General features: G+C 71.4%; 20 protein-coding genes. 9 read left to right on the top strand and 11 right to left on the bottom strand.

Features of this window, described 5'->3' with window-relative positions:
• Window positions 1–59: 59 nt before the first annotated feature.
• The 3 genes from JOL79_RS02410 to JOL79_RS02400 are packed head-to-tail and all read right to left on the bottom strand — an operon-like array spanning window position 60 to window position 2,689.
• Entirely contained in the window at window positions 60–770 is a 711-nt protein-coding gene (locus JOL79_RS02410) for a DsbA family oxidoreductase (protein ID WP_210153918.1), read from the bottom strand.
• Window positions 771–805: 35 nt separating this feature from the next.
• Window positions 806–1,630, bottom strand: a complete 825-nt coding sequence (locus JOL79_RS02405; protein ID WP_210153917.1) for an MBL fold metallo-hydrolase — start codon at window positions 1,628–1,630, stop codon at window positions 806–808.
• Between the two features lie 24 nt (window positions 1,631–1,654).
• A complete protein-coding gene (locus JOL79_RS02400) occupies window positions 1,655–2,689 on the bottom strand; it encodes a DMT family transporter (protein WP_210153916.1) in 1,035 nt (344 codons plus the stop codon).
• A 110-nt stretch (window positions 2,690–2,799) separates the two neighbouring features.
• On the opposite strand from JOL79_RS02400, the gene JOL79_RS02395 reads away from it, so the two are divergent.
• Entirely contained in the window at window positions 2,800–3,525 is a 726-nt protein-coding gene (locus tag JOL79_RS02395; RefSeq protein ID WP_210153915.1) for a TetR/AcrR family transcriptional regulator, read from the top strand.
• Between the two features lie 33 nt (window positions 3,526–3,558).
• Here JOL79_RS02395 and JOL79_RS02390 read toward each other — a convergent pair whose 3' ends face one another.
• Window positions 3,559–4,275 carry a TetR/AcrR family transcriptional regulator gene (locus JOL79_RS02390; RefSeq protein ID WP_210153914.1) on the bottom strand — a complete coding sequence of 239 codons (717 nt, stop codon included), beginning with the start codon at window positions 4,273–4,275 and terminating at the stop codon, window positions 3,559–3,561.
• 73 nt (window positions 4,276–4,348) lie between these two features.
• Between JOL79_RS02390 and JOL79_RS02385 the strand changes: the two genes are divergently transcribed.
• The 3 genes from JOL79_RS02385 to JOL79_RS02375 all read left to right on the top strand — a co-directional run bounded on the left by JOL79_RS02385 (window position 4,349) and on the right by JOL79_RS02375 (window position 6,804).
• On the top strand, window positions 4,349–5,092 hold the full coding sequence (locus JOL79_RS02385) for an ABC transporter ATP-binding protein (RefSeq protein WP_210153913.1): 744 nt from the start codon (window positions 4,349–4,351) through the stop codon (window positions 5,090–5,092).
• Window positions 5,089–5,817 carry an ABC transporter permease gene (locus JOL79_RS02380; protein ID WP_210153912.1) on the top strand — a complete coding sequence of 243 codons (729 nt, stop codon included), beginning with the start codon at window positions 5,089–5,091 and terminating at the stop codon, window positions 5,815–5,817. The genes JOL79_RS02385 and JOL79_RS02380 overlap by 4 nt, the downstream gene beginning before the upstream one ends.
• 78 nt (window positions 5,818–5,895) lie before the next feature.
• Window positions 5,896–6,804 (top strand): LysR substrate-binding domain-containing protein, encoded by a 909-nt coding sequence (locus JOL79_RS02375; protein WP_210153911.1) that lies wholly within the window; start codon window positions 5,896–5,898, stop codon window positions 6,802–6,804.
• A 12-nt stretch (window positions 6,805–6,816) separates the two neighbouring features.
• Here the strand turns inward: JOL79_RS02375 and JOL79_RS02370 are convergent, their stop codons facing one another.
• Complete coding sequence (locus tag JOL79_RS02370) at window positions 6,817–7,713, bottom strand: Sco1979 family transcriptional regulator (protein WP_210154187.1); 897 nt, start codon at window positions 7,711–7,713, stop codon at window positions 6,817–6,819.
• A gap of 251 nt (window positions 7,714–7,964) precedes the next feature.
• Here JOL79_RS02370 and JOL79_RS02365 point away from each other — a divergent pair, with 251 nt between their 5' ends.
• Entirely contained in the window at window positions 7,965–8,447 is a 483-nt protein-coding gene (locus JOL79_RS02365; RefSeq protein ID WP_210153910.1) for an ATP-binding protein, read from the top strand.
• Window positions 8,448–8,537: 90 nt separating this feature from the next.
• On the opposite strand, the gene JOL79_RS34840 is transcribed toward JOL79_RS02365, so the two are convergent.
• Together JOL79_RS34840 and JOL79_RS34835 are read right to left on the bottom strand one after the other, a co-directional pair.
• The gene (locus tag JOL79_RS34840) at window positions 8,538–9,245 is read right to left on the bottom strand and encodes a DUF5941 domain-containing protein (protein ID WP_210153909.1); all 708 of its coding nucleotides are present in this window, start codon (window positions 9,243–9,245) and stop codon (window positions 8,538–8,540) included.
• Window positions 9,242–10,825 carry a CDP-alcohol phosphatidyltransferase family protein gene (locus JOL79_RS34835; protein WP_210153908.1) on the bottom strand — a complete coding sequence of 528 codons (1,584 nt, stop codon included), beginning with the start codon at window positions 10,823–10,825 and terminating at the stop codon, window positions 9,242–9,244. The genes JOL79_RS34840 and JOL79_RS34835 overlap by 4 nt, the downstream gene beginning before the upstream one ends.
• 243 nt (window positions 10,826–11,068) lie before the next feature.
• On the opposite strand from JOL79_RS34835, the gene recO reads away from it, so the two are divergent.
• Window positions 11,069–11,875, top strand: a complete 807-nt coding sequence (gene recO / locus JOL79_RS02350; RefSeq protein WP_210153907.1) for a DNA repair protein RecO — start codon at window positions 11,069–11,071, stop codon at window positions 11,873–11,875.
• Window positions 11,876–11,906: 31 nt separating this feature from the next.
• A complete protein-coding gene (locus JOL79_RS02345; protein ID WP_210153906.1) occupies window positions 11,907–12,683 on the top strand; it encodes an isoprenyl transferase in 777 nt (258 codons plus the stop codon).
• A 34-nt stretch (window positions 12,684–12,717) separates the two neighbouring features.
• Here JOL79_RS02345 and JOL79_RS02340 read toward each other — a convergent pair whose 3' ends face one another.
• The 3 genes from JOL79_RS02340 to JOL79_RS02330 form a co-directional block, all read right to left on the bottom strand.
• Complete coding sequence (locus JOL79_RS02340; protein WP_307848261.1) at window positions 12,718–13,266, bottom strand: CGNR zinc finger domain-containing protein; 549 nt, start codon at window positions 13,264–13,266, stop codon at window positions 12,718–12,720.
• A gap of 86 nt (window positions 13,267–13,352) precedes the next feature.
• Window positions 13,353–13,739: a Fur family transcriptional regulator gene (locus JOL79_RS02335; protein WP_210153905.1), complete on the bottom strand. Its 387-nt coding sequence runs from the start codon at window positions 13,737–13,739 to the stop codon at window positions 13,353–13,355.
• A 77-nt stretch (window positions 13,740–13,816) separates the two neighbouring features.
• A complete protein-coding gene (locus JOL79_RS02330) occupies window positions 13,817–14,239 on the bottom strand; it encodes a DUF6703 family protein (RefSeq protein ID WP_307848260.1) in 423 nt (140 codons plus the stop codon).
• A gap of 101 nt (window positions 14,240–14,340) precedes the next feature.
• Here JOL79_RS02330 and JOL79_RS02325 point away from each other — a divergent pair, with 101 nt between their 5' ends.
• Both JOL79_RS02325 and JOL79_RS02320 read left to right on the top strand, forming a co-directional pair.
• Entirely contained in the window at window positions 14,341–14,685 is a 345-nt protein-coding gene (locus JOL79_RS02325; RefSeq protein ID WP_210153904.1) for an antibiotic biosynthesis monooxygenase family protein, read from the top strand.
• 203 nt (window positions 14,686–14,888) lie between these two features.
• Window positions 14,889–16,274 (top strand): glycine--tRNA ligase, encoded by a 1,386-nt coding sequence (locus tag JOL79_RS02320; protein ID WP_210153903.1) that lies wholly within the window; start codon window positions 14,889–14,891, stop codon window positions 16,272–16,274.
• An 88-nt stretch (window positions 16,275–16,362) separates the two neighbouring features.
• On the opposite strand, the gene JOL79_RS02315 is transcribed toward JOL79_RS02320, so the two are convergent.
• Window positions 16,363–17,844 carry an alpha/beta hydrolase gene (locus tag JOL79_RS02315; protein WP_307848259.1) on the bottom strand — a complete coding sequence of 494 codons (1,482 nt, stop codon included), beginning with the start codon at window positions 17,842–17,844 and terminating at the stop codon, window positions 16,363–16,365.
• Window positions 17,845–18,162 lie beyond the last annotated feature (318 nt).

Below are 18,162 nucleotides of genomic sequence, written 5' to 3'. Positions count from 1 at the left end.
AGCTAAATGTCAGACAAATCCTCCGCGAATGTTGGCCTTCCGTAAAGCGGCCGGACCGGTCAGGCCGCGGCGCGCTTGAGCAGGTCCTCGAACACGGTCGGGTCGTCGGACGAGACGACGGGCCAGCCGACGCCGTAGTCGCCGGCCCAGCCGACCTCGATGCCCGGGTTGGCGTAGTCGGTGCCGTCCGGGAGGAACAGGTGCGGGCTGCAGTTCACCCGCTCGGTCGCCGCGATCACCGCCTGCTCGGACAGAGCCTTGCGGGCCCGGCCGTCGTCGAGCGCCTCGGCCAGGGCCGCGACGTCCACCACGCCGGTTGAGGCGGCCGCGTCGAGGATGACCTTGCGGTGGCTGACGCAGCGCGACTCGGCCCAGAACGCCCGGCGGATGGCCAGGTCGAGTTGCTCGGAGGCCGCGAAGCTCTGTTCCTTGGCCGCCTGCACGGCCTCCAGCGCGGGCAGCATGGTGGACGGGTAGAGCCAGTCCTTGTCCTGCCAGAGCTGCCATCCCGCATCGGGTTCGTGCGCCGCCATCCGCCCGACTTCGCTGTCCGTGCCCGGACGGGGGCTGGGCGCGTCGTTGAGCAGCTCCAGCGGGAAGGCGCGGTGGTCGAACGACACCCGTCCCGTCAGGCCCAGCCGTTCCCGGGTCGTGTGGAGCCGGTGGACGGCGATGTGGGCGAAAGAGCACCAGATGTCAGAGAAGATGATGATGGTGCCGGGCTCCGGGGTCAGGTCGACCTCGGCGGCGCTCCGCGGTGCGGTGGTCATGGCGTTCTCCTTGCTGTGCGAAAGGTCGGGGCCGCCTACGCCGCCTCGGCGCCGGCGGCGGCCCCCTCGTGTTTGGCGAGTACCGCCTCCACCCGGGCGTCCTCCTCGGGAAGCCAGGCGGACATGGCGGGTACGCCCCGCATCGTCGCCACGAGCGTGTCCACGCGGTCCACGACCGTCGCGCCGTGCGAGCTGAGAATGCGCCGCGCGCCCAGCCTGACCACCTCGTCCAGAACCGCGTCGAACTTGACGGGATCGGTCAGCGAGGTCCAGGGCGCGTTGGCGCGGGTGAACAGGGCCATCCCCGCGAGGTAGTCGGCCTCCGGGATGTCCTTGGCGTGATCGGCGAGTTCGGGCAGGACGGTGCCGAAGCTGTCCGCGCTGAACAGCGCCTGTGTGGCGTGGTCGTACGGGGCGAGCGTCGAGGGGGAGTCGTAGGCGGGCGGCCGGAGCAGGGAGATGATCCTGCCTCCGAGGTCGAGCGTCCGCCCGGGGTTGACCTGGACCACCCGGTTCGGGGGCACGTCCCACTCCTCGCCGAGACGCCCGACGGCGAGGCCGTTGGTGATGAGCTTGGCCTGGGGAGCCGCCATGAGCACCTCCTTGAGGTTGCCCGCGTGGTCCCGGTCGTCGTGGGTGAGCACGATCCAGCGCAGTTCCGTGGGGTCGACCAGCGACCACAGGGCCTGCTCGAAGTAGCCGCGGTCGATCGCCATCCCCGTGTCGACGAGGATCGGCTGGGGACCGCGGATCAGATAGGCGTTCACCGGGAGCAGGCCCGCCCCGGCGATGGGAAGGAACGACGGCAGCGTGAAGACGTCGGGTGCCGCCTCGTACGGCGTACGCAGATTGGAAGGCACTGGAGGGGGGGTCCTTTCCGCGGGTCAGGTGAGCTGGACGAGCACCGAGCCGACGATGAGCAGGGCGAGACCGGTCAGACGCGGCGGGGTGAGCGGGCGCCTGGGCAGCCGCAGGAAGCCGTAGTTGTCGATCACCGCGGAGGCGACCTGCTGGCCGGTCACGGTGAGCGCGACCGTCGTGGCGGCCCCGATGGTCGGGATCAGCATGAAGGTCGCGGTCACGTAGGCCGCGGCGCAGGCGCCGCCGAGCCAGCCCCACCACGGCATGGTCCCGAGCGGGGCCAGCTGCGGCCGCGGCGTGCGGCGCAGCGCGAGCAGGACGATCAGCACCACGGCGATCGTCACCGTCGCCACGATGAAGCTGATCATCGCCGTGGTGATCGGCTGCTGGATGTCCTTGCGCAGGGCGGCGTTGACCGCTCCCTGCACGGGCAGGACGCCTCCGGCGATGATGCCGAGCAGGATCCAGCCGCCGTTGCCGAACCCGCCCGAACGGCCCGCGGTGGTCGCGGCCGGCGCGGCGACGGTGGTGGTGCCGCCGGAGGCCGTGGCGCCGGCCGAGCCCGTGGCGGGTGCCGTGGCCGGTGCCGTGGCGGGCGCGGGCGCCGCCGCCGGCCGCTGGCCGCGGATGATGACCGTGATGCCGGCCAGTACGGCGAGGGCGCCGAGCGCGATGCCGATGCTGAGCGGCTTGCGCGTGATGCCGAGCAGGCCGAACAGGTCGAGTCCCAGCGAGGCGAACATCTGGCCGGTCACGAACAGCCCCGCGGCGGCAAGAGCGCCGAGACGCGGGAAGAGCAGGATGCCGCTCGTGATGTACAGAGGGCTGGCGAGACCGCCCAGCAGGTGCCAGGCGGGGACGCCCGGCACCAAGTGGACGGCGCCGATCCCGCCGACCGCCACGGCGAGGATCGCCAGCAGCGCCGTCGCCACACTGAGCTGGAGTGTCGATGCGCCGTAGGGCGTGCCGACAGCCTTGTTGAGCTGGAGATTCACAGACGCTTGCACTGCCAGTAAGCAGCCGACCAGCAGCGCCGAGGCGAGGAACAGGGCATGCATAGGCGATCCTCACATAAGTGGACGTCACGTCCGGTTGTTGACTCCCAACAGGGTAGGCGTAACCGGACGATGTGTCCACATAGTTGGTTTGTCGTTGCTACGATGGGCACATGTCATCCACGACCGGCGACGGGGCCGACCCCCGGGCGGGCGCCAGGGTCGTCGGTGTTTCCGCAGGCCGGTCACGCAACGGGGCGAACGGCGGAGGGAACGGCGCCGCCGGCGTCCCGCTCCCGGGGCGGGAGCTTCCGGTGCTCGACCCCGGCCCCAGGGGAGGCCCGGTCCGGGAGCGGGCGGACGCCGCGCGCAACCGGGCCCGGGTGCTGCGGGCGGCCGAGGAACTTTTCACGGCCCGCGATCCCCGTGAGGTCACCATGGAGGACATCGCCCGGGCGGCCGGTGTCGGGCGGGCGACCCTCTACCGGCGCTACCCCGACCCGGCGTCGATCGCCACGGCCCTGCTCGACGAGCACGAGCGGTCGCTGCAGGAGCACATCCTGCAGGGGCCCCCGCCGCTCGGCCCCGGCGCGGCGCCCGCGGAACGGCTGACCGCCTTCTACACGGCCATGATCGATCTGCTGGAGCGCCACCTTCACCTGGTGCTGGGCGCGGAGACCGGGGCCACCCGGTTCGGCACCGGGGCGTACGGCTTCTGGCGGGCGCACGTGCGGGCGCTGCTGGCCGGGGCCGGAGTGCCCGACGCCGACGTGGTGGCCGACACGGCGCTCGCCCCGCTGGCGCCGGAGGTCTACCGGTTCCAGCGGCACACTCTCGGTCTGCCGCAGGCCCGGATCATGCGGTCGCTGGCGTGGACCGCCGACCGGCTGACCGGCTGACCGGCTGGTCCGGCCGGCGCCCCGCGGGTCCCGTCAGATACCGCCGTCGGGCGGAGCGGGGGCGTGGATTGGGCGGCTTCCCGGAGCGGGTCCGGGCCTGACGGCGTAGTCGCCGATGCCCCGCTCCAGCAGGCGGAAGGCGTGCTCCGCCTGATCCCGGACGTCGGCCAGGATGCGCTCGGTCTCCTCACCGGCCATCCGCCGCATCGCGAAGTGCCGGGTCAGCGCCCGGATGACCGCGCACACCTGCGCGGACACCAGCCACGGCGTGAGGTCGTCGGCGTCGGATCCGGACTTGGTCTCGGAGTCGATCTCCGCGTCCTCGGCGAGGGCGAGGGCCAGCCGCTCCTCGCGGCGGTAGCCGATCTCCAGCATCCGCACCGACAGCGACGGGCTCTCCCGGACCCGCCGCGCGAACAGGTCCACGCCCTCGTGCATCCCATAGCGCCAGTCACCGGTCCGCAGGGCGTCGAAGAAGTCGCGGCGCACGGCCCTGATGGCGCTCTCTCCGGGACGTCGCTCGCGCACCACGCGGGCCAGCTGTTCCTCGACGTCCTCGCTGCGGTCGAGGAACAGGTCCTCCTTGGTGCGGAAGTAGTTGAACACGGTGTTGACGGAGACGTCCGCGGCCCGCGCGACCTCGGCCACCGTGACGTTGTCGAACCCGCGCTGCAGGAACAGGCCCATCGCCACGTCGGCGATGCGCTGCCGGGTCTCCCGCTTCTTCCGCTCCCGCAGGCTCTCCTCCACGGCCCCAAGTGTACGTGCGTTTGTGTGACCACAATATTTAAGTGACTCCAAATTTGGTGTTACTCTAACCGGCATGATTCACGCGAGAGGACTCACCAAGACCTTCGGCACGGTGGAGGCGGTGCGAGGCGTCGACCTCGACGTCGCCGCCGGAGAGATCGTCGGCTTCCTCGGGCCGAACGGCGCGGGCAAGACGACCACCCTGCGGATGCTGACCACGCTGCTGCGGCCCACCGCCGGCACCGCGACCGTCGCCGGGCACGACCTGTTCGCCGACCCCACAGGTGTCCGGCGGCGCATCGGCTACGTGCCCCAGGGCGGCACGGTCGGGCCGTTCTCGGAGATCGGCGACGAGATGGAGCTGCAGGCCCGTCTGTACGGCATGCGCCGCGCCGAGGCGCGTGAGCGCGTCGCCGCCCTCCTCGACCGGTTCGACCTGACCGGGCTCGAACGGCGTACGCCCGCGGCGCTGTCCGGCGGCCAGAAGCGGCGGGTGGACATCGCCATGGGGCTGCTGCACCGGCCGGAGCTGCTCTTCCTCGACGAGCCGACGACCGGGCTCGACCCGCAGAGCAGGGCCAACCTGTGGGAACACGTGCGGCTGCTGCGCGAGCGGGACGGTATGACGATCTTCCTGACCACGCACTACCTGGAGGAGGCCGACGCGCTCTGCGACCGCGTCGTCATCATCGACCACGGCCGGATCGTCGCGTCCGGCACCCCCGCCGAGCTGAAGAGCGCCAGCGGCGCCGCGACGCTCGACGAGGTGTTCCTCGGCCTGACCGGCCGCGCGCTGCGCGAGGGGGCCGCCGCGTGAACGCGTTGCTCACACTCACGGGTTACTACCTGCGCGGCACGGCCAAGAACCGCTTCGCGCTCGTCTTCGGCGCGGTGCAGCCGATGCTCTATCTCCTGCTGTTCGGCCCGCTGTTCGCCCGCAGCGGGGTGGGCTCGTGGGGCACCCTCGTGCCGGGCCTGCTCATCCAGCTCGGGCTGGTCAGCACCGGGCTGGCCGGCTTCGGCATCGTCATCGACCACCGGTTCGGCGTGCTGGAGCGGCTGCGGGTGACTCCTGTCAGCCGGGTGTCGCTGCTGCTCGGCCGCGTGCTCAGGGACAGCGTCGTGATGCTGGTGCAGGCAGTCGCGATCATCGTCATCGGCTACGTCCTGGGCCTGCGCGCGCCGCTGGCCGGCCTGCTGCTCGGCCTGCTGCTCATCACGGTCATGTCGATCGGCGTGGCGGCGCTGTCGTACGCCGCCGCGCTGACGATCCGGCAGGAGCTGTTCGCCCCGCTCATCTCCACGGTGGTCATCCCGCTCATGCTCCTGTCGGGCGCGCTGCTGCCGATGTCGCTCGCTCCGGCGTGGCTCGACGTGGTGTCGCGCTTCACGCCGTTCCGGTACGCGGTGGAGGCGCTGCGCGCGCTGTTCGCCGGATCGTACGGCTCGGCTGAGGTCGTGTGGGGGGTGATCGTGTCGCTGACCTTCGCGATCGTGGGTATGGCCGTGGGCACGAAGCGGTTCCAAAAGGAAAATGCCTGATCAGCGCCGGTAAAAGGCATTCGAAGTTCATACCGGTTTGGGGGCGCCGGACGAGACAGAGACGGTCAGAATGGTCTCGTGGCGGACGTCAACTTCACTCTCGTCCAGCTGCGTTACTTCGTGACGGCGGCCGAGCTCGGCAGCATGACCGCGGCCAGCCGCGAGCTCATGGTGGCGCAGTCCGCGATCTCGGCCGCGATCGCCCAGGTCGAGCGGGAGCTCGGCGTCCAGCTCCTGATCCGCCACCACGCCAGGGGGCTCTCACTTACCCGCTCGGGCGAGCGCTTCCTGGTGGAGGCGCGCGAGTTCCTCGCCCACGCCGCCGCGCTCGCCCAGTCGGCGAGGGGCCTGGCGGGGGCGCTGACCGGAGAGCTCGCCATCGGCTGCCTGACCACGCTCGCGCCGTTCTATCTGTCCCGGCTGCTGCGCGACTTCGCCGGCCGCTATCCGGACGTGCGGGTGACCGTGTCGGAGGGGGAGATCTCCTCCATGGAGGCCGCGCTGCTCGACGGGCGGTGCGAGGTCGCCCTCGTCTACGCGGTCGACCTCGCCCTCGACCTCGAGGTCCACCCGCTGACGCTGGCCCGGCCTTACGTGGTGCTGCCGCCGGGGCATCGGCTCGCCCGGGCCGAGGCGGTCTCGCTCTCCGACCTCGCGGCGGAGCCGATGATCCTGCTCGACCTGCCGAGCAGCCGCGACTACTTCCGCGCGCTCTACCCCACCGAGCCGCGGGTGCGATTTCGCACGTCGAGCTACGAGACGGCCCGCGCCCTGGTGGCGGGCGGCCACGGCTACTCGATACTCAACCAGCGGACGGCGAGCGACCACACCTACGACGGCGGCAGCGTGGTGTGCGTGCCGATCAGCGACGAGGTGCCGGCGCTTGAGGTCGTCCTGGCCACGGTCCGCGGCGTGCGGCGCACGGCCCGGGCCGCGGCGTTCGCCGAGACCTGCCGGGCCTTCTTCGCGGCGCTGCCGGACCGCTGAGCGCCCGGCCGGTCACCGCAGCTCGTCGAGCATGGACTCCAGGAACGCGGTGGTCCGGCTGGCCGGGTACGCCTCCACGCAGATGGCGTTCATGACCTTCGTGTACGCCTCGGCGTCCTCGCGCTTGTCCAGGTAGAGGGCGCTGGTGAGCTGCTCCAGGTAGACGACGTCGGGCAGCTCGGGCGGCTCGAAGCGCAGGATGGTGAACGGCCCCCCGGCGGCCGAGTGGCCGCCCCGGTCGAAGGGCAGCACCTGAAGGGTGACGTTCGGCCGCCGGGTGATCTCCAGCAGGTGCTCGATCTGCGCCCGCATGACGGACGTCCCGCCGATCGCGCGGCGCAGCGCCGCCTCGTCGACCACGGCCCACAGGGTCACCGCGCCGTCGCCGGTCAGCCGCTCCTGCCGCCTCATCCGCAGGTCGACCCGCCGCTCCACGTCGTCGCCCGCCCGGCCAGCGTTACCCAGCATCATGACGGCGCGGGCGTACTCGGCGGTCTGGAGCAGCCCGGGGATGAACTGCAGCTCGAAACACCGGATGATCGAGGCGGCCTCCTCCAGGCCGACGTAGAACTCGAACCATCCCGGCAGCACGTCGCCGTACTTGTGCCACCAGCCGGGCACGTTGGCCTGGTGGGCCAGGCCCAGCAGCGCGGCCCGCTCGTCGGGGTCGACGACTCCGTACAGGGTGAGCAGGTCGGAGACGTCGCGCTCCTTGAACCCCACCCGCCCGAGCTCGATGCGGCTGATCTTGGCGACGGAGGCGCGGATGGCGCTCGCCGCCGTCTCCGGGGTGATGCCGCTGTCCCGGCGCAGCCGCCGGAGCTGGGCGCCGAGCATGATCCGCAGGACCGTCGGGCCGCCCCGTGCCGCTCCCGCAGACGCGGACGCCGCGCTGTTCACCTGGGCCATGTCCACGCCGGTCTCCATCACGCCGATCCAGAAAAGGCATTCCAGTGAACCAGTCCCGAGTAACGAAAAGGTTACGTGGAGACGATCATGTTACCCGTGGAATCGGCGACTTTCCGATGAACCGCGCATGAAAATCCCGCGGGAATGACATTTGCACGTGCACCCGTGCTTGCATACGCAAGACGCAGGGCAAGATACACGGCGGCAGGGAAATTCACATCATGTAATGGGTGAGACCTGAGGGAACGGCGATGACTGCAGAGCTGGCAGGCCCGGGAGCCGCGACCGCGCCTCCTTGGTTGACCTCCGTCTTCGACGGGGACAACGCCGCCGAGCCGGGCCTGCCCGGGTCCGCGGCGTGCGCCCTCCACAGCCGGAGCACCTCCGCGGCCGCCGCCCGCGACTTCACCGCGAGGATCCTGTACGGCTGGGGCTTCGCCCATCTGGTCCCGGACGCCCAGCTCGTCGTCTCCGAACTCGTGACGAACGCGCTGCGGCACGCCCAGCGGGACGGGTTCGGCCCGTCCATACGGCTGCGGCTGGTGAGGAACCGGTCGCACATCGGCTGCGGCGTGAGCGACGGCAGCGAACGCGTCCCGGCTCTGTCACCGTGGAGCGACCTGTCCGAGACCGGCCGCGGGCTGCACCTCGTCGACGCCCTGAGCGTCGCGTGGGGCTGGATCGTCACCGCGGACGGCAAGGTCGTCTGGGCCCTGTTCGACAGCTGCTCATGACCGGGGCACCCGTCCCGACGGCCGGACGCCCCTCGCCACGCCTGGGGCCGGCCCGCGGTCACCCCGAGGCCGGCCCGCGCCTCAGCCAGGTCAGCCCTGCTCCGCCTCGCCGGTGACCTGCTCGGCGGCGTCCTCGGGCGACTGCTCCAGGTCCTGGTCGGCCTGCGCCTGCGCGGACGCCTTGTCCAGCCGGACCCAGCTGATCACGCTCTCCACGGAGAACAGCACGAGCAGGTACGCCGTGAGGACCACCGCGACGGGGGTCAGCACGCCGGCGGCCGCCGCCACGCCGACGACCAGCAGGCGGACCTCCCAGCCGAGGCCGGCCAGATAGAGCCACGCCGGGGGCCAGATCCCCTGCCTGGTGCGGTAGACGGTGTCGTACGTGTGGTAGCCGACGACGTAGATGAGCACGTAGAGCAGCCACTTCGGCGTGCCCTCTGCGAGCCCGAGCAGGATGACCGTGAGGAACTCGGTGGCCCGCAGCAGCGGCGGGGTGAGCCAGTCGAACCGGCCCAGATGGTCGCGCGGCGCCGTGGCCGTGACCAGCACGACCGTGACCAGCACCGGGACCAGCAGCACCGGACCGTCCGAGAGCGTCCCGGTCACGGCCAGGGCGACGGTCACGAGCAGTGCGAACACGGTGACGGGAACGGGGGGCAGGCCCCCGCCCAGGCGGCCTCTGACCAGGGCCACCAGGGGGCCGTCGTCGCGGTAGGCCAGCAGCCGCTGGGTCTGGACGCGCCGGCGTTCCTCGTCCGGGTCGGGGATCATGGTGGGCTGCGTCTGGGTGATCATGCGAGCGACCTCAGGATGCGTCCGGTGAGGGTGTAGGTGGCCGCGACGCCGCCCCAGACGATCAGCGTGAGGAACGTGACGCGGGGATCGAAGAACGCGGCGGTGATCGCGATGGCGCCGAAGCGCTCGCCGATGGGGAACACGATCATCTTGCGGGCCCAGTGGACGGGACGGAACTTCCCGGCCTTGGTCCACAACTTCAGCAGGCCGCGGACGCCGGTGCTCCGGCTGGCCCTGCGCTCCTCCAGCGCGGCCCGCAGCGGGCGGTCGTCGGCCACGGTCAGCGCCAGCGTGGGCAGCGGGACGGGCGCCTTGCGGCGGTTGGCCGCGCCGAACGAGAAGTCCACCAGGTGCTTCACCGACTGGAGGCCCAGGGCGACCAGGGCCAGGGTCCACACCCCTTCGCCGTCCCCGAACTGCCCGGAGACGGTGGCCCCCACGGCGAGGCCGACGAATACGGCGTACTCCTTGAACCGGTCGAAGGTGGCGTCCAGCCACGCGCCGAGCACGCCGAACTTGCGGGCGTAACGGGCGAGCTGGCCGTCGACGCAGTCGAAGACGAAAGCGAAGTAGATCAGCACCGCGCCGGCGACCGCGCCCGGCCGGGTGCCGGTCGCGAACGCGGCGGCCGCCAGCAGGCCGAGGCCGATCGAGATCAGCGTGACCTGGTTGGGCGTGAGGCCGCGGCGGGCCGCCCAGCGGGCGATGAACCGCGAGTAGGTGCTCACGAAGAACGTCGTGAAGAAGCCGTCCGCGCCCTTGACGGCGTTGTTGAGCCGGGCCCGGTCCTCGTTGAAGCCGGCCATCTCGGCCAGCGCCTCGTCCGCCTCGCGCTGATCGCGGACCCGCCGGTAGAACAGGTCCCTGCGGCCGCGCACGCCCACGGACACGCCGCGGCGGACGAGCCCGAGCACGAGCAGCTCGGTGACGTCGTCCTCCGGGCCGAACAGGTGGACCATGTCGGCCAGCTCCCTGGCCGCCTCGGCGAGGGACGCGGCGTGCCGCTGGCGCAGCAGGATCGGGCCGAGCAGCACCGCGTTGGGCCTGGTGACGGCGTGATAGGCGGTGCCGACGGAGATCACGCGGCCGCGGCCGGCGCGGGTGCGCTGGGGCAGGCCCTCGATCGTCTTCGCGCCGATCTCCGGCTCCGCGTCCTCGATCGGCGGCTCCTCCGGCCCGTCCTCGTCCCGCTCCTCCCTGACGATCAGGGTGAGCGCGGCCCGCTTGGCCTTGACGATCTGGTAGATCAGCTCGTCGTGCACCAGGGCGTCCGCCGGGAAGAGGAGCAGGTCGTCCTCCGCGGTCTCGGCCACGTCGGCCAGCGTCCGCAGGTCTCCGGCGAGGTCGGGGCTCTCCAGCACCCGGCCCGCATGGCCGCGGTAGGCGGCGGCGTGGGCCGGCCGCGCGATCGTCACCGGGTCGGCGTCCACGGAGGCGAGCTGCCCCAGCAGCCTGCCGTACACGGTGGGAGCCCCGGGAAGCGACGCCAGCGTGATGTCGGCCGGCAGGAGGGGCTGACCGCCTGGGGGCGGGGAAGCGATCGGATCGGGCGGTGAGCCCAGCAGGACCACGCGGGTCATGGCACCCTTTCACGCAAACGGGGGGGAGATCAGGCCACCGGGCCCGACCGGCGCGCGGATTCCGCCGGAGGCAGAAGCTTAGTGACCTTTCGGTAAAGCCTTCGCATCCCAGGTTTACCGCATGACCACCTGCCGTACAGCTCCGGGTCGGGCGGGGAGAGGCCATCGTCGCCAGATCATTACCGAATTTTCACCGTTCGTGCCGGACCGGCGGGCGGGCCGGGCTCCCTCTAGCATGGAGAGGTGAGCCTCTACCGCGACGAGGGCGTCGTGCTGCGCACCCAGAAGCTGGGCGAGGCGGACCGCATCATCACGATCCTCACCCGCCGCACCGGGAAGGTCCGCGGCGTGGCCAAGGGAGTCCGCAGGACCAAGTCGCGGTTCGGCGCCCGGCTTGAGCCGTTCTCCCACGTCGACCTGCAGCTTCACACCGGCAGGTCACTGGACGTGGTCACGCAGGTCGAGACCCTCCACCCGTACGGTGAGGCGATCGTGGGAGACTACCCCCGCTACACTGCGGGATCCGCGATGCTGGAGACCGCCGACCGGCTGACCGTGGGGGAGAAGGAGCCGGCCCTGCGCCAGTTCCTTTTGCTGGTCGGCGGCCTGCGAACGCTGGCGGAGGGCGAGCACGAGGCACGCCTCGTGCTTGACGCGTTCTTCCTGCGCTCGCTGGCCGTCGCGGGCTACGCCCCGGCGCTCTCGGAGTGCGCGCGGTGCGGGGCGGAGGCCGTGCGGGCCTTCGCGATCGTCGCCGGGGGAGTGGTGTGCGGGGCCTGCCGCCCGCCGGGCGCCGCGGTGCCCGCCGCGGAGACCGTCGCGTTGATGATCGCGCTGCTGCGCGGCGACTGGCCCGCCGCCGACGCGTCCGAGTCCCGCCACCGCACCGAGTGCAGCGGCCTCGTCGCGGCCTATCTCCAGTGGCACCTGGAGCACGGCATCCGCTCGCTCCGCCACGTGGAACGGGCGTGGTCCGAGCCGCTCGCCGCCGCGCCGGAGTGGCCGGGGGCGAGCGAGAAATCACATAATCCGCACACGACGCGCGCCTGAGGACCACAGCGGAGCCAATACGCTCGGAACCATGGTCCGACCTCCAACCCCGCACCCGTCAGGGGCGACGCCTCCCCCCATCCCGCGCGACCTGCTACCGCGGCACGTCGCGATCGTCATGGACGGCAACGGCCGCTGGGCCAAGGCGCGCGGCCTGCCCCGCACCGAGGGGCACAGGATGGGTGAGGCGTCGCTGTTCGACGTCATCGAGGGCGCCATCGAGATCGGCGTCCCGTACCTGTCGGCGTACGCCTTCTCCACGGAGAACTGGCGGCGCTCGCCCGACGAGGTCCGCTTCCTGATGGGCTTCAACCGCGACGTCATCCGCCGGCGGCGCGACGAGCTGAACGCCATGGGCGTGCGCGTCCGGTGGGCCGGCCGCCCCGGCCGGTTGTGGAAGAGCGTCATCAAGGAGCTCCAGGACGCCGAGCGGATGACGGTCGGGAACAGCACGCTGACCCTGCAGTTCTGTGTCAACTACGGCGGCCGCGCGGAGATCGTCGACGCCGCGGTGCGGCTGGCCAAGGAGATCGCGGACGGCCGGGTCAAGCCCGACAAGGTGTCCGAGAAGGTCTTCGCCCGCTACCTCGACGAGCCCGACATCCCCGACGTGGACCTGTTCCTGCGGTCCTCGGGCGAACAGCGCACCTCGAACTTCCTGCTCTGGCAGTCCGCGTACGCCGAGATGGTCTTCCTCAACCAGCTCTGGCCCGACTTCGACCGGCGGGACCTGTGGCAGGCGTGCGAGATCTTCGCCAAGCGTGACCGCAGGTACGGCGGGGCGCTCCCGAACGAGGTCGTCTCCTGACCCATCCGCGCCGGTCGCGGCCGGGGGCCGGATGTCAGGAGACGGGCCGGCGCCTGGCCCGGTAGGCGGCCACGTGCATGCGGTTGCCGCACGTGCGGCTGTCGCAGTACACCCGTGAGCGGTTGCGCGACTCGTCGACGAACACCTGACCGCAGTCGGGGACGGCGCAGGTCCGCAGCCGCTCCCACTCGTCCTCCACCAGCACGTGGGCGAGGGCGACGCCGCAGTCGGCGGCCAGATGCTCGGCGACCGTGGCGCCCGGCGCGAAGTAGTGGACGTGCAGGGGGAAGCCGTCGTGCTCGGTGAGGCGCGGCGTGATCCGCGTGCGGCCCAGCAGCGTGTTGAGCAGGCGGACCCTCGTCGCCCGGTCGGGCGCGGTGAACACCTCGTGGAAGGCCTCGCGCAGCTCCCGTACGGCGGCGAGGTCGGCCGGGGTGATCTCCGGCACTCCGCTGACCATGCGACGCCGGACGAAATCCTCCAGCTCCCGGACGTCGCCGAGCCCCTCACGCCCGCCGGTCCCGGTGTTGATCAGCTCAACCACGGTCGTCAGCGAGAACACCATGTCATGGCCGAACGGCACGCCGTCTCCCCTTGTGTCACCGCGCTGGCAGCCTATCCTCCGCGCCGTCCCGGCGCGGGCCGTTCCCGTGCCGGGCCGGGCGCCGCTCAGGCATCCCGCGCGGCGGCGCAGGACGAGCAGGTGCCGAACACCTCGACGGTGTGGGTGATCTCGGTGAAGCCGTGCTCGGCGCCGACGACCTCGGCCCACCGCTCCACGTCGGGCCCGGCCACCTCCACGGTGCGCCCGCAGTTACGGCAGACGAGGTGGTGGTGGTGCCACTCGCTCTGACAGGCCCGGTAGACCGACTCCCCGTCATCGGTGCGCAGCACGTCGACCCGGCCCGCGTCCGACAGCGACTGGAGCGCCCGGTAGACGGTGGTGAGCCCGATCTTGGCGCCGCCCGCGCGCATCGCCGCGAACACGTCCTGCGCGCTCCGGAACCCCGTGCTCTGCCGGAGGGTCTCGTGAACGGCATCACGGCTCTTGGTCATCAGGACTCCCGTAGACGGCGTGGCCCTACGAATCTATCTCGCCCCGGCCGTCCCGGTGCCCCGCCGGGGATCGGGGCTCAGATCAGGCCGAAGCGGGTCGCGGCCATCAGGACGAGGAAGGTCACGAGCGCCACCCGGAGCAGCCGCGCGGACGCGCGCAGCGACGGCCAGGACATGTAGGCGAGCCACCCGACGAACGCGAGGACGGGCAGCACCGCGATCCCGCCGCGCCAGTCTGCCACCACCAGCCCGGCGAGCAGCAGCACGACCATGACGAGCGGCACGACCCAGCGGGGCAGCTGGAAGAGGAAGACCAGCGGGGCGGCGCTGCGCAGCTCGACGGCCCGGCGCACGCCGGTGGCCCCGGGGGTGAAGAACTGCTCGCCCTGGGGGAGCGGGCGCCGCGGCGGCCGGGCGCCGGCCGTTCCGGGCGCGGGTTTCCTGGCCAGAGGATGCGCGGGCGCCTTCGGGCGGCGTGTCGGGTCGGTGTCGCGTGCCACGGTTCGAGCCTAGTACCGCGACCGCGCCCTGAGGGCGGCGCGCGCGGTCTCCGCGCGGGCCGGTGAGGGCCCTGCGGGCGCGGAGATGGCATGCTGGCCCCATGCTCGCCGTGATCCGCTACTCGGTGCCCGGCGCCCGGACGGAGGAGTTCTCCGTGCAGGCGCGGGCGATCCTCGACGTGCTCGCGGCCCAGCCGGGATACCTGCGCGGGCAGGTCGGCCGGTCCGTCGACGAGCCGGTCCTGTGGGCCGTGGTGACCGAATGGGAGGGCGCCGGGTTCTACCGCCGCGCGCTCTCGGCGGCCCGCATGGCGATGTACCCGCTGATGACCCTGATGATCAACGAACCGAGCGCGTTCGAGGGCGTCTACGGGCTGCCGGACGGCGTCGCGGGCGGCGGCGGGGCCGGGTCGCCGGGATCCACGGGATCCGCGGGCATGATCTGAGGGGGCGGCCGGGCCGGCGGCGGGCCGGAGACCGCGTCCGGAGCCGCCGGGCTCCGGATTCCCCTAAGCTTGACGCAGATTCGGGCAGGTGCCGGCCGATCGGCCGCCGGCACGCGATGGCCGGCCTGTCCGTCGATCCACCGGGGACCTCGCGATCCCCTCCCGATCTCAACGCCGACACCCAGCCGGATGGAGCTCCACTGATGGCACGCCGCACCGACGTCCTGGAAACGATCGTCAGCCTCGCCAAGCGCCGGGGACTCGTCTTCCCGTCGAGCGAGATCTACGGAGGGCTGCGCGCGTCCTGGGACTACGGGCCACTCGGCGTCGAGCTGAAGAACAACGTCAAGCGCGAGTGGTGGAAGACCATGGTGCAGGGCCGGGACGACGTGGTCGGCCTCGACTCGTGCGTCATCCTGGCCCGAGAGGTGTGGCAGGCCAGCGGCCACGTCGAGACCTTCACCGACCCGCTGACCGAGTGCCAGTCGTGCCACAAGCGCTACCGGGCCGACCACCTGATCGAGGCGTACGAGGAGAAGCACGGGTCGGCGCCGGCCAACGGCCTGGCCGACATCACCTGCCCCAACTGCGGCAACAAGGGCACCTTCACCGTGCCGCGGCAGTTCAGCGGGCTGCTGAAGACCTACCTCGGCCCGGTGGAGGACGAGTCGGGCCTCGCCTACCTGCGGCCGGAGACGGCCCAGGGCATCTTCATCAACTACCTCAACGTGCAGCAGTCGGCCCGCAGGAAGATCCCGTTCGGCATCGGTCAGATCGGCAAGTCGTTCCGCAACGAGATCACGCCGGGCAACTTCATCTTCCGCACCCGCGAGTTCGAGCAGATGGAGATGGAGTTCTTCGTCAAGCCCGGCACCGACGAGGAGTGGCACCAGTACTGGATCGACGAGCGGCTGCGCTGGTACGTCGACCTGGGCATCAACAAGGACAACCTCCGGCTCTACGAGCACCCGCAGGAGAAGCTGTCCCACTACTCGAAGCGGACCGTCGACATCGAGTACCGGTTCAACTTCGCCGGCGGCGAGTGGGGCGAGCTCGAGGGCATCGCCAACCGCACCGACTTCGACCTCACCGCGCACGGCAAGGCGTCCGGCACCGACCTGTCGTTCTTCGAGCAGGAGTCCGGCGAGCGTTACGTGCCGTACGTCATCGAGCCGGCGGCCGGCGTCGACCGGGCGACCCTGACCTTCCTGCTCGACGCCTACACGGTGGACGAGGCGCCCAACGCCAAGGGCGTCATGGAGGAGCGGACGGTCATGCGGCTCGACCACCGGCTCGCCCCGGTGAAGGCGGCGGTGCTGCCGCTGTCGCGCAACGCCGACCTGTCGCCCAAGGCCCGTGACCTGGCCGCCCGGCTCCGCCGCCGGTGGAACGTCGACTTCGACGACGCGGGCGCGATCGGCCGCCGCTACCGCCGCCAGGACGAGATCGGCACCCCGTTCGCGATCACCGTCGACTTCGACACGCTGGAGGACCAGGCCGTGACCATCCGGGAGCGCGACACGATGGCCCAGGAGCGGGTCGCACTCGACCAGGTCGAGTCCTACCTGCGCGCGCACCTGAACGACTGACGGCCGCACGGCCGGCGAGGCGCCCTCCGGAATTCCTCCGGAGGGCGCCTTTTTCGCGCTTGCCGGTCCACCGCCGAGGAGGCCCCCGTCAGCAGCGCTGGCCCTTGGCGGGGACTCTCCCATCCAGCAGGTAGGCGTTGACCTTGGTGTCGATGCAGGCGCTCTGGCCGTACGCGCCGTGCCCCTCGCCGTTCAGCGTCAGCAGCACGGCGGTCCGCAGCTGATCGGCGAGACGTGGCGCCCACTGGTACGGCGTGGCCGGATCGTTGGTCGTGCCCACCACGACGATCGGGGCCGACCCAGTGGCGTTGACCCGCCGGGCGGCGTCGTCGCCGGGCACCGGCCACACGCTGCAGCTGCCCGCGCTGATCGCCGTCGGCGCGAAGACCGGGGTCTGCCGGTCGAGCCGGCGGGCCAGGTCCTCCGCCTGGGACACCGACGGCCGGTCGGTGGTGTCCGCGCACACGATGGCGGCCAGCGAGAACTGCAGCGTCGAGTAGGTGCCGTCAGGGCGGCGGCCGGCGTACTGGTCGGACATCGCGAGCAGGCCCCGCAGGTCGCCCTTGCGGCCCGACTCGATGGCGTCGGTCAGCAGCGGCCAGGTCAGCCTGCTGTAGAGGGCCTGGGTGATCCCGGCCCTGGCGATGTCCGCCGTGACCACGCGGTTGTCGGCCTTGCCGGGGGTCTGCCGCAGCGAGTCGAGCAGTTTGATCACGGTGCCCTCCGCGGTCGCCTTGTCGGCGCCCAGGGGGCAGCTCGTGCGGGTCTTCGTGCAGTCGGCCAGGTAGTCCTCGTACGCCTTCTGGAAGCCGAGCGCCTGGGTCTTGGCCACGTCGAGCATGCCCACCGACGGGTCGACGGCCGAGTCGAGCACCATCCGGCCGACGTGACCGGGATAGAGCGTGGCGTAGACGGCGCCGAGATGGGTGCCGTACGAGAAGCCGAGGTAGTTGAGCCGCGGCTCGCCCAGGGCGGCCCGCATCGCGTCCATGTCCCGCGCCGCGTTCACCGTGCCCACGTACGGCAGGATCCACCCGGCGTTGCGCCGGCATCCCTGGGCGAACTCGGTGATGAGCTGCGTCTCCGTCGGTGTGTTCGCGCTGGGCTCGCGGGTGATGTAGCGGTCCATCTCCTGGTCGCTGAGACAGCGGACGCCGCTGCTGCGGTCGACGCCCCGCGGGTCGAAGCTCACCAGGTCGTAGCGGCGGCCGAGAGTGGAGAACGCCCCGGCCGCGTTCATGAGGGTGGAGACGCCGGAGCCGCCGGGCCCGCCGAAGTTGAACACCAGCGACCCCAGCCGGGTCGCCTTGTCCGCGGCCGGCAGCCGGATCATGGCGATGCCGATCTTCCTGCCCTGCGGCTTCGCGTAGTCGAGCGGCACCTGCAGCATGGCGCACTCGAACCCGGACGACGAGGCCGTCTCCTCGCACGGCCGCCAGGAGAGGTTGTCCTGCCCGCTGGCGTGCCCGGTGGGGGAGAGCGCGCTCCCTCCGCACCCCGTGGCGGCCGGCGCCATGGCGCCGAGCCCGAGGAGTCCGACCAGCGCGACACGCCAGATCCTGAACGACACGTGCAACCCTCCGGAGTCGACTGTATTCGGAGGGTTGCACCTTTATATCGCACGCTCGCCCCATGGACGGGTGAACGCGCCGCGAGATCGCCGGCGGATGGTGCGACGGCAATGGTCTGCACCATTCGCCGGGAGACCGCCGCTGGGCATTTTCCGGGAAATTGGTATATACCAGCGACGTCGATCGGAAAAGGCCGCCAGTCTTTGCCGTTCGATGAAGTGGATTAGACCTCTTCCACTGGGTTGAGCTGGCCTTATGTCGTATTCGGGCGGGTGTGGCGTTTGGCGATATTTCTCGCCGGTAGAGTCCCGGATGTG

Origin of the sequence: Microbispora oryzae (genome assembly GCF_017896165.1) — a bacterium.
GTDB lineage: Bacteria > Actinomycetota > Actinomycetes > Streptosporangiales > Streptosporangiaceae > Microbispora > Microbispora oryzae.
The sequence above is the reverse complement of the archived record's forward strand: the minus strand, read 5'-3'. Positions and strand labels throughout refer to the sequence as shown.